The following is a 13,539-nucleotide window of genomic DNA, read 5'->3' as shown; positions in this document are numbered from 1 at the left end:
TTGGAACATGGAAATCGATGAGGCCGAATAAGGCCTCACTGCTTAATTAGACGCTTACATTTTATTACAAGCTTAGTAATTTATATTATTGAAAACAAATTTGGTATGAAGTTACTGATTCAAGATAGGCAAATTAAATTGCTACGCCTTAATTTACCTACTTGTTGGTGGGTTACCCTCCAAACCGCCCTAGTAAAACAAACCAATATATTTGTATAGTTTGAATAAACTTATGAGTACATTTAAAGAACGATTGCACTGGGGAATAGGTCAGTTTGACCTGAAAAAAGAAGTCAAAATACTGATAGCGAAGCAATGCGAGCAAGAAAGTTTAGTTGAACTTTCAGCTATTACGAAGCAGCAGCTAGAACGATACATTGAGCAAGCAGTAGTGGCTGCGTATCTGGATATTAAAAATGAAGCTGAACAGATCGTCCTAAGCAGAAATGATATGAAGTTAGAGTTGGTGGAGCGAGCTATGGCTGACGTAACAAAATTTCTTAGATTAACAGCACTCAAACTCAAGTAAATGAAAGCCCCATGCAGGGGCTTTTTTTGCTAGTTAACCTGTAAATCAAGTTCCAGTTGAATAGGTGCCTTTCCTTCTTCCGTCGCTTCACCCTCACCACTATCCATTTCCATCGCTACTTGTTGCAATGGCACTTCTTTGGGATTTTCTCCCCCTATTAAGGCTAATTCTAGTTGGTACATGTTGTTTATTATTGTTTTTACAACGTTCTGTTGTCTTCACTATAGTCATATGATTTTGAATTGGTCTGTGCAATGGCTGGGTGTAAATTTACTACTTTTATGTAAGTTTGGTGCTGGTGGATGTCTGCACAGTTTGGGGAAGGGACGCTTGAGTTCGGTGCCATTGTGCGCTAATTTTGAGTTAACTCTTGATTGGTACTAAGCACTGGTACTAATCGGCCTATTTTAATTATTCCTATTTGTTTCAAAGTCTTATGGTGTAATGGATGTTGATCATAAAGGTAGATGGGGCTGGGGCTTCCACCCATTCGAAAAGCCGCTTTTATTAGCGGCTTTTTGCTATCTATAGCTTTTCAAATTCCACTTGTTACAGCCTAATTTATTATAGTTCTAAATTCTGGAACCTGCTGCCATTATCAATTTTTCACTGAAAAGAAAACACAACGCACGCTCTTACCACACGATTAACACGTAGTTTATTTGAATTAGCGCTACTGATTGCGCCGTACTTGTTCTGGCTTATTTAATGTCAGAGCCGGAATGGTGAGAAGAATGGCAAGAAAAGAGTCGTTGGTGAGGCGAGTTTTAACTGGTGGTAATGCATGCTAAACGTTAAGTGACGGTGTCAGCAACTCTGTTGGCCCAAGGTGGCAGAGTGATAACTAAGACAAATACAGACTAAGTATTTACACTGATTTACCTACCTTTACGCTGGGTTACATTGGAAGGAGTAGAGTTAAAGCTCAATAGGAGCGTTAATATGAACAAACTCTATTCAATGGTGATTGCCCTCGTCTTGGTGATCGCCTGTATCTGGTTCCAAGCAGAGCCGACATTGCTCGCGAATGAAACCTTTATGCAGTGGCGAAGCGCATTAATTCAAATTACGGGTATCGTTTCAGTATTGCTATTAACCCTAACAATGCTGCTCGCATTGAGATTACCGTTGATAGAAAACCTTACTCGAGGCCTAGATAAAGCTTATCGTTTGCACAAATGGATAGCAATCTATGGTGTCATCATTGGTGCTGTTCACTGGTTACTTGCAATTGTGCCAAAGCAACTGGTTAGTGCTGGGTATCTCGCACGGCCTCAGCGTGGCGCTTCTTTCGTCGACCCTGACTCTTTCTATGCTGTGATTCGTCCTTTACGCGGTAGTGCTGAAGCAATGGGTGAATGGACTCTATACTTATTTATCGGTCTGACTTTAGTGGCGCTGTTTGCCCCAATTCGGTACAAGGTTTTCAAATGGGCTCATAAACTGATGGCGATTGCATTCATCGTTATTGGCTACCACTCGCTTATTCTTCTCAAGCACTCATATTGGGATAGCTTGATTACACCTATTACGGTAGTGGTTGTCCTTGCCGGTATTGTGGCTGCGATTCTGAGTTTGACTGGATGGATCGGCAGAAAACACAAACACTCTGGTTCTATCACCGAAGTGGTGTATGACCAAGATAACAACACGACACGTCTTTCAGTTCACCTCCCTAGTTGGAGAGGCCATTTGGCTGGTCAGTTTGCGTTTATAAAGATAGGTGGTGAAGAGCCGCACCCGTTCACTATCGCTTCGGTAGATAGCGAACAACGGAATGTGAGTTTTTTAATTAAAGCACTTGGCGACTTTACTGCCAACATTCACAAGCAAGTTCAAATAGGGCAGAAGGTCGAAATAGAAGGTCCGTATGGCAAGTTCGATTTTGACGATAAGAAAAAGCAATTATGGATAGCCGGGGGTATTGGTTGCGCGGCATTCAAAGCGCGGTTGGAGGAACTAGCTCAATTACAAAATCGAGATGAAGTTGTGTTCTACTACTGCACTAAAACCCCTTCCCCTTCTTTAATAGAAGAAATGGAGCGTGCAGCCAACAAAGCAAATGTGGAATTTCACGTGGTCGACAATAGGTTAAAATCCTTCTTGTCCATAGATCAGATACGTCAAAAACATCCGGATATTGTTCTGCGTAGCATTTGGTTCTGTGGCCCTGTTGGATTCAAAAACGCGTTGCTTGGTCAATTAAAAGGAATAAATTTCGACACCAATAATTTTCATTCAGAGCTGTTTAATTTTCGCTAATCTTACTTAGGTGGGAAGCTATATTTGAAACTCCGGTTAAAGGGACAGGCACCCAAAGCACAAACACATCGAAACCGTATGCGTTTGGGTATTAACAGCGCTCACAGTTGCCAGATTTGGGCTGGTATTCCATGATGTTTCCCCGTGAATCGATGGAAAAATCACAGCAGTTATTGAACAAATTGAACAGTTTTGTGCGGCTTTGCTTTACTCGTGATTTCAGTGTTGAGTAGTTGATGCCATGGTTATGTGCGTAGTCTTTTTGCGAAATGTCTTCGATTTCAATAGCAATCAAGAGTTCAGCGTCTTGGTTAGGCAATTGGTTAATAAAGGGCAGAAGACACTGAGAAAGGGCATTGATAACTTGCTCACTACTTTGCTCGCTGTACCACAAGTCATCTTCTGTTAACTCATTCTGTTTCTTGTTCTTGCGATAGAAATCAATAATGGTGTTGCTTGCTATCTGGAAGATCCACGGTTTTATTTTGCTACGATCACTCACCGTACGAAAACCATTATAAGTTTTAATCAGAATTTCTTGTAATAGATCTTCAGCATCTTCAGGGTTGGCAATTCTGCTGTGTAAAAACGCTTTCAAGCTGGATTGATATGCCGACCAGATAGATTCAAATTTCATGTGATTCATTTACCCCTACAATGTGATGTTATCCGCTGATGTAACATGAGTAATACAGCTACTCAGGACGAACTTCAGATCTGAATGCGGATTTGCCCTGAGCGACTGTATCTCACTTAAACAATACTATTAACTCCAATCAGAGTCTCTATTTTAGTTGCAACATGAACGAGAAGAGTCAGAGCAACGGCTCGGAGGGCATGTGGTTTCATTACCGTCGATTAAGCTTGCTAGGTAGGTATTCGTTAAGTAAAAGCCACTAAAGGTGGAGACAAAATCTTGTGGTACCGTTTTGTTGGTAAGGCCAGATTCGATAAGAGCAGCTTGCCATTTTTGAACCTTTGGAAAGGGTGCTAACATGTCAAAACCTGATTGATCTTTGATGACGGCAGCACGATGCAGCAACGGAAGCCATGCAATATCAACGTTAGAGATGTCATCTCCTTTGAAAAATAAAGACTCACCGAGCTTGTTCTCGGCTTTTGCGAACGCTTTAGATAGATTGGCTAAACGGGTTTCAAATGTTTCTTTGTCTTTACTTCCCATCGTTCCACATTGTGGCATGTAGTGTTTAGTTGCTTGATACGACCATGCACGATCTAACGCTTTTTGCTCGGGTGATAGCTGTTCTATGGGTGCGTATTTATCATCTAGGTATTCGGCGATGGCGTCTGATTCAAACAGCACGGTGTCATTTTCCGTGATCAACACGGGCACTTGACCATTTGGAGAAATGTCTAAGAACCATTGCGGCTTGTTACTTAACTCAATGTATTCAATTTCAAACTGCACATTCTTTGTTACCAGAGCGCCCATTACACGTTGGACAAATGGGCAGTTTTTAAAGCTAATCAGTTTAATCATTGTGTTGCTCCAAATCAGGTTATTGTTTTTACTTACACCTAATAAGACGAGAAAAACGAAAAAAAGACGAAAATGGTATTAACTTTTTAAAAATAACGCTTCTGTAGGACTCTATGACCGTCGCGATAGTGGTAGTGAACACAACAACACGTTCGAATCATAATGGCGGAGCGTACCACGGTCACGGAGGCGATGCTGATGGGAGCAATACAGGGCTCGGTCGGTGATATAAGCTAAACTTATATTAATTAAAGTGAAGTAAGATGAAGAAGATTTCTGGACAAATGGTTCTGATTAAGAATACATTTCCTGTATTTGTACTCTCTTTCTTTGGAATAGCCATTGCTTTAGGCCTTAGTGGTGGCATTACAAAGGAGAATGGGGGCGGACTTTTAGTATTGATTGGATTCTCTATTTATACTTTACTGAGCTTCAAGAGAATGTTTTGGGATCTAGCAGACGAAGTACTAGATTGTGGAGATAGTCTGATTATTCGCCAATCTGGCACTAAAACTAAAATCATGCTGAGTGATATAACTCGTGTGGAATATCATGATGGTTATTCACCGGAAAGAGTTAAAGTTTTTGTTAATGCTTCTAACGGGAATAAATCCAAGTTCGTTTTTTGCCTAAAAGGCAAATGGCAATTCAGTCTTCGAGATAAAAACCCTCTAGTTTTAGAACCCATCAACAGAATTGAACAATCTAAATTGTAGTAGTTCCGACCTGATCTGACAGTTACCCATTTTTGATACGGTGCCTGTCAGATTATATCTGGGCGCTGTTTCAAATTGATCGTTAAGTGCCCTTAACCTTGCTTGTATTGATGTAAAGTCTGACTACTCAGGGGTTTTCGCTATCCCGGTTCGAACAGGGTTTAAGCCTATATAGGCCATGGCAGCCGCTAAGGCTTTTTTATCCAGCAAGGCTTAGCTTTTAAAGCTACTTTCCCAAAAATGCCCAGAGCATTGGTCTTTTGGGTTGGCCTTACAGGCTATATCGTCGTTGAGCTATTTCATAAGCCAGCTCAAAGACAATAACCTCTCTCGCCATGTTTCTATGATGTCTATCGCCTTATCTTGCTCATAGCTCTTGTGAGTAGTGGTGTCTTCACCACATAAAAAGCTTCGTCTAACGCATCTAGAAACGCAATGATAATAGAGGGGGCCTCGATGGATATGAGTTGTTTTCTACCGTGGCCATGAGCTTACTCCATGTTTTTGACAGGATAGCAATGGTGCAAGGAAGGAAAAGGTGGGTGCGATGGATTTGGGTCGGTATCGACGTAAAGTCAGTCGTTTGCTCATACTATTTGGTGTGTGTCCGTTTAAAGTCCATAGAAGATGAACGTCGTTGGAGTTGTCAGTTAGAGATAGAGTGCCCTCTAGGGAGGGCACTCAGTTTACGGTATATTTTTAGCTGTCGTTGCGAAGGTCATCAAAAGAGTATTTAACATCGACTACCGCACGATATTCGATGTTGTCACGGTCAACAGCAAATTCTTCAATGCTTACTTCATAATCGTCTACAGAGATGTTTTTCGCATTTGATACTCGGAAATCCATACTCAGTTCATTCGAGCTCAGATCGCCAAGAGAGTTCGCCAAATCAAACCCTGCTTCATATGCTTGGTTTTTAGATCCAAAGCTATCGGTAGTTAGGTGAGTGTGTGAAATATTTGAAGCAGCAAATGCACTAGAGCTAAGAGCTACAGTGGCAATAATAGCAGTAAGTAATTTATTCATAGCAGTTTCCTTTAAAAAATCATTTATCGATTCACCTTTAGTGGGTATGGCTAGAATAGCGCCCTGCTGGTTAAGAAGCGGTTAAATTTTCTTAAGGTTAAGTAAAGGGTTTGTAAGTTTACGTAAAGACCCAGATGAAACTAAAATCAGTGGCTGATATCACTATTTAATGAAATAACATTAGCGGCTGTTGGTCCGAGAGAGCGTCGTTGACTCTTTTTATCTCGTTGTAAGCTACGAATGGTTATATCTCAATTCACAAACTACTCTTTGGTTATTTTTCATAATGTTAGTGGTAATTCTGTGGTAGTGCGGGGAACATCAGTACCACAGCTTGATTTAAAATTGCATATTCATTTCTATGCGAAAGTCTGTTCCGTTAGTGGTTTCACCCCAGTTCCAAAATGCCCGAACATTTTGTTTGGCGTTAAGTTGGTAGCTAATGGCGGCTTCGTTCGAAAAGCCGAACACATCTTCAAATTCGTCATTTCCCCCCAACTGATTGGTGTACATAGGGTTGTAGTTCACCCAAATTTTGTCGGTTAACTCAAGCTTTCCGTACATTCCTACTAAGCCAAATGAAGCGGGAACGGTATAGCCCTGATCGTCTTGTACAGTGACTCCGATACCCGCAAGAGGATATAGCTGAACCCGACCAAATTTGGGTAGCGCCTGAATCATCGAATAGCTTGCAGAGCCGATGTCATTGTCAAAATTCCAGTCGAGGTCAATTTGTGCACCGCGCCCGTTAGTTAAATCAACATTGAAGTGACGATAACGAAGAGAATCCAGTGAATTGTCCGCATTATCGCTTGTCCCTAATGAACCTGCGAACCCCTTCAGCTCAAGGATATGCTGAGCCATCGTATCTTCACTGCCCGTATCGTATGTCTGCCCCATTTTTAGATTAAACCCTTGCTGAGTCCAACCCAGACCAAGCTGAGAGTAAACGGCTAGTGGGTCACTCATGTCTTGTATTTCTTCAACCTGAGCATACGCAACACTCGCAATCGTTGAGCCTAAAATCAGGTGTGGGATAATTGTCTTTAGTTTCATAATGGTTCCAAGAGAAGCGCTTCATGAAGAAGCGCTGTCTAAGTAGGTAATTAGCGCAGATGCAGGTAGAAAGGAGAGAAGGTATCGATAACATCAACAAGCCTTTGCAAGTCAGCGATGTTTCCGTCGTTGGCTTTCGCATTCGATTTTGCGACATTGATATCTTTTACTAAAAAGAGATGCACCAAGTCAGCTTTAGACAGCTCTACTGTTAAATCCGCATGTTCAGAACTTATTCCACTATCGATTGCCATCGTGCGGTTTGAGACATTAACCAAGTACTGACTTCCATCGACCAACATGTTGATTTTTATCGTTTCGTTTGGCTTTAACTCTTCAGCTATTAAACGGGTTGGGATAAGCGACATCACATCATCTGTAGGGGCATCGACAAACTTGCTGGCATCACCAAAGAAATTCATCGTGTCTAGCAATTGGTCAAGTTCACCGCGAAGCTCAGCAGCACCAGATAATGCCCAGTGGCGCCAACCTGGTGTCGATTGCTCCCATCCCCAACGTTCTAGCGCTACCGCTTTTTGTCCTCGAGCATGCATATCGCCATGGTCAACCCGAATAACGTGAGTCAGGATCTGCATAGCTTCGCCATATTGCTGTGCGGCAATCATTTCATCAGCGGCTTTTTTAATAGCATCGGCCCCTCCCATCATATCAACATACATTTGTGCCATATCTTGGTGAGCAGGCTTGGCAAATTCTGATACATCCCCATTAAACCAACCCACATTGCCGGCATAAATATTGGCAACATTCTGATACTCGGAGCCGCGAAGTGGTCGTAAATAATCGTGATCTCGAAGCTCTTCAGGTAGGCGAATGTTGTCACTGAGTTCATGCATCGTGTAGCCCTTGTTGATATAACGAACCGTTTGGTCCTGCATATAACGCAGTGAATCTGCATACGCTTTCATCACATCTTCAACCCGATCAATCCCAACAGCGGAACGTCCATGGTGTAATGATAAGGCGGTAGGCTGGTAGCGGCGCATGCGGTCTATTGAGTCTGCCCACTCGAGACCATCGCGATATTCAGCTCCGCGAATAGTGTAAAGGTTTGGAATAGTTTCACCCTGAATGGTATCACCACCTACCATATCACCGGTTTCATGAATATATAATCCAACACCATCCGGAGCCTCCCCCGGGGTATGGAAAAACTCTAAGGTCAGGCCGTCTATCTCAAGTATGAGCAAATCATCCACTAATATATTTGGCGCAAAGAAGCTCTTATTCTGCGACTGCATGACAATGTCTGCTGGGTAACCCACCCCCTGATTAACTCCTGAATCGTAATCGTTGTTGTGTGAGATAAACGCGCCAAAAGCATAGGCAGTACGAATTGATTGTTGATTCAGGTAGATACCTGACTCCTCGTTCATCTTGCGCTGAAAATCTGCGTGAGCGATGACATTAATTTTTCCTGCCTCAAAGTCTTCACGAGTCGCCAGACCTTCTGTTCCTGCCCACTGGTCAGGGTGATGGTGCGTATAGAAAATCGTGTGCACTTCTCGTTCATCTCCGGTGGCTTGACGGTAGGCGTCGAGCATGGCCGCAGCAGTCTCTGCCGTGGATCCCGCATCAGAGATAATTAGCCCTTCATCACCTTGAATGAAAGTAATAGAAGCACCTTCAAATCCAAATGCGTTATACATGCGGTCGGATAGCTTAAAGATCACTGGATTAGTCATTGCCTCTTCCATAGCGGCTAATTCTGGATGAATTTTTCCTTCAAATAACGCTTTGTCCATGTTCTCTTGTGAGTACTCTGGTGTGAAAAGCGGTTCTCCACGCCAGATAATTTCTGGGAATGAACCGGCTAGATCAGAAGACGCATTCTGTGCCAGTGGAAAGTAGCTGTTCTTTTCTGCCGAATGTTTTGAATCAACCACCTTTACACCATTTTCATGGGAGTTGTAGTGACCAGATATGACGATGTCGTAGTTACTCATTGAAAATGAATGGTCGTGGTCACCGTGCGCCAAGCGCTCAGAGGCATCGTGTGAATGAGCAATTGCGCCAAAAGAGATGACAATAGAGAGAGCAAGAATTGTTTTTTTCATAATGAAACCCTTAGTTAAAGCTTAAAACTGCAACAGTGTTGGGCTTCCTTGCCATGTAGTCAGGTCCATTGCCTGTGCTGATGGCTGGTATATTATGAAGATCAGGACGACTTAACTATGGGGCTACAGCTATGGAATACATAGGCATTATCTATGTTAACGACGGAAAAAGAGTGACAACTACCTTGATAAGCGCGGATAGGTTGGTGATGTTATTTCGGAGAAGAGCTGTTGAATATTTTATTCAGTTCTTTTTTTATACGCTCCCGAGTTATTTTGTGTACTGTATTGGTGCTGTGTCTACGGTGATAAATAAGCTTAATTTCATAGGGCCGGAGTGGGAATGGGGAAGGCAGTATTTTTAATCCTAGTTCTTTTGCTAACCCAAACATGCTTTCAACGACTATGCAGATAGCATCCGAGCCACGTACGCTATGCAATAGATTTGAAGGGCCACTAACTTCACGAACGATATTGCGTTCGATTTTTTCATCGGTTCGAGTCTCCAACGCACCAACATTTTTGTCTTTCAATCGTAACATCACGTGTTGAGCATTTTGAAACTGTTCTAGGCTTATGGAATCACCGATGGTTGGATGGTCTTTACGGCAGGCAAATGCAATGCTTAGTTTTCCTAAATTTTCCACAACGAAAGTATGGTCAGATATTGTGATGTCGTCTACAACCATGTCAACTTCACCAGTGCGTATTTTGTCTAGAGCTGCGTACTCCATGGCTGGGCTTTCAAGTAACAATACTTGGTCTATATTGGGGATAGATTGCAACACAATTTCGGGAGCGCTAACCACCAAGCGACGGGAAGAAATGAGTGCGGAATTTAACTGATCTAGTATTGGACGAACTTGAATTGCCAATTGATGTGCTGCTTCACTAGGTTCAATATTTCTTCCACTTTTAATAAACAGAGTTTGCCCATAACTATCTTCAAACTTTTTAATTGCGCTGCTCATAGATGGTTGTGCAATGTCCAAGTGTTCTGCAGCTTTGGTAACACTACCAAAATCATATACCGCAAGAAAATGCCGAATAAAGTTTAGGTTCATGCTCAATTTATGGCCTCGAATATATTGTTATAGATTATTGCTTACGGTGTAATGAACATTACTCCTTTTTTTAATGATTCGGAAGTACTCTCTTAATTACGTTTTCTATATCCTAGTTAATTAAATTTTGGCTCGATTAGCAAGGGCACAACTAAGTTTTGTTTATTTCCTTCCAACTGCAATCGTGATGACCAACCACAAAGGAGGTCATCATGATGGTTTTCAACAGAACGAAACGAAGTGGCGTCAAAAAGCCTTTTCGGCCTGAGGAAATTTGGCGGATCAGAACCAGATTAGAGATTGAAAATAATTTGATGCAGCTTGCGTTGTTTAACTTAGCTATTGATAGCAAACTTAGAGCAAGTTATTTGCTTGTTCTTAGAGTTTTCGATGTACTTTCGCAAGATAGCTGAAAGGATCAAGCTAGACGCGATGAGAAGCTTGGTTATATAAATGGATTTCATGTCAATTTCCTTTTAATGGTAATGGCTTTCACTGGCGGTTCAGGTTACTGGTTAAAACTTTCTGTGAACTCTACAATTCGGGCTGCATTTACCCCTCGGTCACTGCGACCGACTCGAGATACGCTACGAATATCGATGCGGCTTTCGTTACTTATCGGTGTGACTTTAATGACGATATCGTCCATTAAACCAAAGAAGGCAGTTTGAGCTGTTGCTTCAAAGCGTAATGCCTCTGCTTCTGCAGCGATAATTACCCAACCTTTGTTTTGTGCAATACCTAGAGCTCTTGCATACGCATCTTCAGCAGAAAGGCTCGACTGAATAGGCTTAATGTTCGGGTATAATTTCTTCTGTATTGCCGCGACTTTTTCCCCCGCATAAATCAAAGAGTTTTTAGCTCCTAGGCGTGTATCATCCAGCACTAAGAACTCAGGCGGGTTAGCCGTGTCGGTTGTAATATCATGAATTGCAGGCCCACGTTTCGCGGGTTGAATAGTGCTATGGATCATTGGTGCAATGAGGCTAAGCCCGATTAAAGTCGCAACCAAAGATTTCATCGCCCCGATACGGTTACGAGTAACCAATTGAGAGATGAGCCCCAGCGTGCTCAAGCCCAGTAAAGACAAGCCGATTGGGTTGAGATAATTTCGAATATAGCCAAAGCCAACGATGGGATCCCACAAGCCTAAACGAGCACCGAAGATCATCACCACGACCGCTAGCACAGCGGCAATAGAGATGATCAATAATGATGTTCCAATACGAGATGTACGGCTGTTCGTCATTTTCTATCCTTTAAAAGTTATAAGCGAGTAATGTAGGGGTATTATGAAAACGTATCTAAAGAGCAAAATTGCAGGCATAGCTAAAGGCTAGCAGCTGCGTGGTTAAGGCCCGGTTAAGGCTCAGGGTTGTTATTCCAATCATGGATGGGATGGCCCGATCTGGCGCTAACTGATCCTAAGCCTTAACCCTCTGTTAACTTTGATTTTGTTAGCCTTAGATAAACGCATTTACGAGAGTTCATCAATGCACTATAAATTTTCGCAGAGATATATATTTTATCCCGGTAAGAATACATTGGTAGATTGCCTAGAGAATGACAATGAAGTAGTGATTGGAGTTAATGAAAGTAGATTATTACTGCTGTTATTGCGAAATAATGGACAAGTCGTGATGCGAACTCAAATTAAAAACTTCATTTGGGAAAAGCGGGGGATTCACGTTGATAACTCAAGTTTAACTCAGGCAGTATCTAACCTAAGGAATGTTTTAGGGGATTCACTTCATGCTCCACAGTATATTATTATCGTTCCGAAGCAAGGATATCGATTTATTTCTTCTGTAGAGGCGTTTATTTCAGAAAATACAATCATTCAAAATATATTTCCGGTGAAAACCTTGACCATTTTAGAACAATGCAATGCTTGGGTTCGAGAAGTAGGTGGCAAAGGGAGAATTATGGGCCTTATATTGGTAACATTACTTTTCCCTTTCGGCTTATTCGAAATGACGCAACCTGCCAAAATGAATTTTGTGGTTATAGGTAATATTGAGGGGGTGCTCGTAAAGTCACCTGAAGGGAGACTCCTTCGAGACAATTGGATTGTGCCGCTAGATAAATGCGTTTCTTGGTATTTGGGAAATCATAGTGATGAACCACTACCTGATGAAATTATCGCTATCTCTGATATTAAACATGAGTTGATACTGAGTTATATTTACAGTGCTGAACTGTCATATCGTAATCTTACAATGCGCCTTCTTACCGATAAAAAAGACTCTTACAGCCTATGTGGTAAGGAAGTTTGAGAGGTCAAGTTGTGAGTAAAAAAATCATTCTTTTCCTGTTGTTATCATCTAGTGTTGCTAGTATGTATCTGTATTTACAACATAAAGGTAAATTGGAGGAAATACTTACGACTAGGCAGTGGGAAAACAACAGTGTCATTATCCGACAGGACAATTTAAATACCAATACTGATAATAGTTACTTGCCAGTAAGGGGGATACATGTTCATTCAAAAGTACGTTATTTACCCCAAGGTAATTATGTGAAAAGTGCAACGATAAACGTCTATCTTCAAAGGGACTTTGAAAGAGAACAACCTGACGAAACATTTAAAATATCAGAGTCTGGAACCTGGGAGTTGATTAATAATTATTTATTAATAAATCAGGTGAAAGTTGAGGAATGGCCATCTAAGAAAGAATCGATTCTTTCCAAAATTCAGATTAAAGAGATAAAAGAACGGTTTATTTTTGAAGAGCAACAGAGTAAACGAATAGATATAGTTCGAGATAGATCAATATTAATTGTTACTTATCTTAATAAAAAATCTCATATTCTAGTGTCACAATAACTAACACATTCCAATACTTGGTAAATGGGTACTCTGCGAATAGAGCTAGCGGGAGTGGGCTAGCTCAGGTTTTTTGTTATATCAATACTCGCCGTTTAGCAATATTGCTTTACCCATGAACTCACTGTTTTTATAAATGGCTGCTTGATTGGGACACCAGAATCCAATGACTCATTTATGTGCGCAGAGTCTTTTGTTTCCTTGTAGGCTTTCTACCATTTTCTATGATGCATTTTGGTGGGTTATTGCACCATTATGGGGACCTTATAAAAAGATCATATCCGCAGCTTTAACTTAATATGCTGTATTTGTTAGTAAAAACAAGTTGGCATGGGGGTTGCTATTGTAAAAGGGAGTGATTATCGCTTAGGCGAATACATCTGGTTTCTAACGGAGGGAGCCAGAACGTAAGAACAATAGAATCAATAAAAACTGCAACGGCGTAGTAAGTAGGTTGATTAGGCAAAGTAGCCCACA

At 41.5% G+C, this 13,539-nt stretch carries 13 protein-coding genes and 2 pseudogenes; 6 read left to right on the top strand and 9 right to left on the bottom strand.

Annotation, left to right across the window (positions count from 1 at the left end):
* Positions 1-232: 232 nt before the first annotated feature.
* Entirely contained in the window at positions 233-529 is a 297-nt protein-coding gene (locus tag QWZ04_RS08270; protein ID WP_290326853.1) for a hypothetical protein, read from the top strand.
* Positions 530-558: 29 nt separating this feature from the next.
* Here QWZ04_RS08270 and QWZ04_RS08265 read toward each other — a convergent pair whose 3' ends face one another.
* Positions 559-711: a hypothetical protein gene (locus tag QWZ04_RS08265; protein WP_290326851.1), complete on the bottom strand. Its 153-nt coding sequence runs from the start codon at positions 709-711 to the stop codon at positions 559-561.
* A gap of 760 nt (positions 712-1,471) precedes the next feature.
* Between QWZ04_RS08265 and QWZ04_RS08260 the strand changes: the two genes are divergently transcribed.
* Complete coding sequence (locus tag QWZ04_RS08260; RefSeq protein ID WP_290326849.1) at positions 1,472-2,791, top strand: ferredoxin reductase family protein; 1,320 nt, start codon at positions 1,472-1,474, stop codon at positions 2,789-2,791.
* Positions 2,792-2,882: 91 nt separating this feature from the next.
* Here the strand turns inward: QWZ04_RS08260 and sigZ are convergent, their stop codons facing one another.
* Both sigZ and QWZ04_RS08250 read right to left on the bottom strand, forming a co-directional pair.
* Positions 2,883-3,428, bottom strand: coding sequence for an RNA polymerase sigma factor SigZ (sigZ, locus tag QWZ04_RS08255; protein ID WP_290326847.1), 546 nt, complete (start codon positions 3,426-3,428; stop codon positions 2,883-2,885).
* Between the two features lie 153 nt (positions 3,429-3,581).
* Positions 3,582-4,292, bottom strand: a complete 711-nt coding sequence (locus QWZ04_RS08250; RefSeq protein ID WP_290326845.1) for a glutathione S-transferase family protein — start codon at positions 4,290-4,292, stop codon at positions 3,582-3,584.
* A 263-nt stretch (positions 4,293-4,555) separates the two neighbouring features.
* Between QWZ04_RS08250 and QWZ04_RS08245 the strand changes: the two genes are divergently transcribed.
* Entirely contained in the window at positions 4,556-5,008 is a 453-nt protein-coding gene (locus QWZ04_RS08245) for a hypothetical protein (RefSeq protein WP_290326843.1), read from the top strand.
* Positions 5,009-5,068: 60 nt separating this feature from the next.
* On the opposite strand, the pseudogene QWZ04_RS08240 reads toward QWZ04_RS08245, so the two are convergent.
* The 5 genes and pseudogenes from QWZ04_RS08240 to QWZ04_RS08220 form a co-directional block, all read right to left on the bottom strand.
* Positions 5,069-5,472 (bottom strand): annotated as a pseudogene (locus tag QWZ04_RS08240) (transposase); the annotation flags it as partial.
* 235 nt (positions 5,473-5,707) lie between these two features.
* The gene (locus tag QWZ04_RS08235; protein ID WP_290326841.1) at positions 5,708-6,037 is read right to left on the bottom strand and encodes a DUF3316 domain-containing protein; all 330 of its coding nucleotides are present in this window, start codon (positions 6,035-6,037) and stop codon (positions 5,708-5,710) included.
* Positions 6,038-6,376: 339 nt separating this feature from the next.
* Entirely contained in the window at positions 6,377-7,093 is a 717-nt protein-coding gene (locus QWZ04_RS08230; RefSeq protein ID WP_290326839.1) for a hypothetical protein, read from the bottom strand.
* A gap of 50 nt (positions 7,094-7,143) precedes the next feature.
* Complete coding sequence (locus tag QWZ04_RS08225; RefSeq protein WP_290326837.1) at positions 7,144-9,171, bottom strand: alkyl sulfatase dimerization domain-containing protein; 2,028 nt, start codon at positions 9,169-9,171, stop codon at positions 7,144-7,146.
* A 212-nt stretch (positions 9,172-9,383) separates the two neighbouring features.
* Positions 9,384-10,235, bottom strand: a complete 852-nt coding sequence (locus tag QWZ04_RS08220) for a LysR family transcriptional regulator (RefSeq protein ID WP_290326858.1) — start codon at positions 10,233-10,235, stop codon at positions 9,384-9,386.
* A 212-nt stretch (positions 10,236-10,447) separates the two neighbouring features.
* Between QWZ04_RS08220 and QWZ04_RS08215 the strand changes: the two are divergent.
* Positions 10,448-10,642, top strand: a pseudogene (locus QWZ04_RS08215) (integrase); the annotation flags it as partial.
* Between the two features lie 101 nt (positions 10,643-10,743).
* Here QWZ04_RS08215 and QWZ04_RS08210 read toward each other — a convergent pair.
* Positions 10,744-11,484 (bottom strand): DUF1499 domain-containing protein, encoded by a 741-nt coding sequence (locus QWZ04_RS08210; protein WP_290326835.1) that lies wholly within the window; start codon positions 11,482-11,484, stop codon positions 10,744-10,746.
* 244 nt (positions 11,485-11,728) lie between these two features.
* Here QWZ04_RS08210 and QWZ04_RS08205 point away from each other — a divergent pair, with 244 nt between their 5' ends.
* Together QWZ04_RS08205 and QWZ04_RS08200 are read left to right on the top strand one after the other, a co-directional pair.
* Positions 11,729-12,511 carry a winged helix-turn-helix domain-containing protein gene (locus tag QWZ04_RS08205; RefSeq protein WP_290326833.1) on the top strand — a complete coding sequence of 261 codons (783 nt, stop codon included), beginning with the start codon at positions 11,729-11,731 and terminating at the stop codon, positions 12,509-12,511.
* 11 nt (positions 12,512-12,522) lie between these two features.
* Positions 12,523-13,062 (top strand): regulatory protein ToxS, encoded by a 540-nt coding sequence (locus tag QWZ04_RS08200; RefSeq protein ID WP_290326831.1) that lies wholly within the window; start codon positions 12,523-12,525, stop codon positions 13,060-13,062.
* The last annotated feature ends 477 nt before the right edge of the window (positions 13,063-13,539 follow it).

The sequence above is a fragment of the Vibrio tapetis subsp. quintayensis genome, assembly GCF_030409945.1.
Taxonomy (GTDB): domain Bacteria; phylum Pseudomonadota; class Gammaproteobacteria; order Enterobacterales; family Vibrionaceae; genus Vibrio; species Vibrio quintayensis.
Note: the sequence above shows the minus strand (reverse complement) of the source record. Positions and strands in the feature narration are given on the sequence as shown.

Coding starts and splice junctions, on each gene's coding strand:
- QWZ04_RS08245 (WP_290326843.1), top strand. CDS start 4,556: ATGAAGAAGATTTCTGGACAAATGGTTCTGATTAAGAATACATTTCCT.
- QWZ04_RS08225 (WP_290326837.1), bottom strand. CDS start 9,171: ATGAAAAAAACAATTCTTGCTCTCTCTATTGTCATCTCTTTTGGCGCA.
- QWZ04_RS08265 (WP_290326851.1), bottom strand. CDS start 711: ATGTACCAACTAGAATTAGCCTTAATAGGGGGAGAAAATCCCAAAGAA.
- QWZ04_RS08250 (WP_290326845.1), bottom strand. CDS start 4,292: ATGATTAAACTGATTAGCTTTAAAAACTGCCCATTTGTCCAACGTGTA.
- sigZ (WP_290326847.1), bottom strand. CDS start 3,428: ATGAAATTTGAATCTATCTGGTCGGCATATCAATCCAGCTTGAAAGCG.
- QWZ04_RS08270 (WP_290326853.1), top strand. CDS start 233: ATGAGTACATTTAAAGAACGATTGCACTGGGGAATAGGTCAGTTTGAC.
- QWZ04_RS08260 (WP_290326849.1), top strand. CDS start 1,472: ATGAACAAACTCTATTCAATGGTGATTGCCCTCGTCTTGGTGATCGCC.
- QWZ04_RS08210 (WP_290326835.1), bottom strand. CDS start 11,484: ATGACGAACAGCCGTACATCTCGTATTGGAACATCATTATTGATCATC.
- QWZ04_RS08205 (WP_290326833.1), top strand. CDS start 11,729: ATGCACTATAAATTTTCGCAGAGATATATATTTTATCCCGGTAAGAAT.
- QWZ04_RS08230 (WP_290326839.1), bottom strand. CDS start 7,093: ATGAAACTAAAGACAATTATCCCACACCTGATTTTAGGCTCAACGATT.
- QWZ04_RS08220 (WP_290326858.1), bottom strand. CDS start 10,235: ATGAACCTAAACTTTATTCGGCATTTTCTTGCGGTATATGATTTTGGT.
- QWZ04_RS08235 (WP_290326841.1), bottom strand. CDS start 6,037: ATGAATAAATTACTTACTGCTATTATTGCCACTGTAGCTCTTAGCTCT.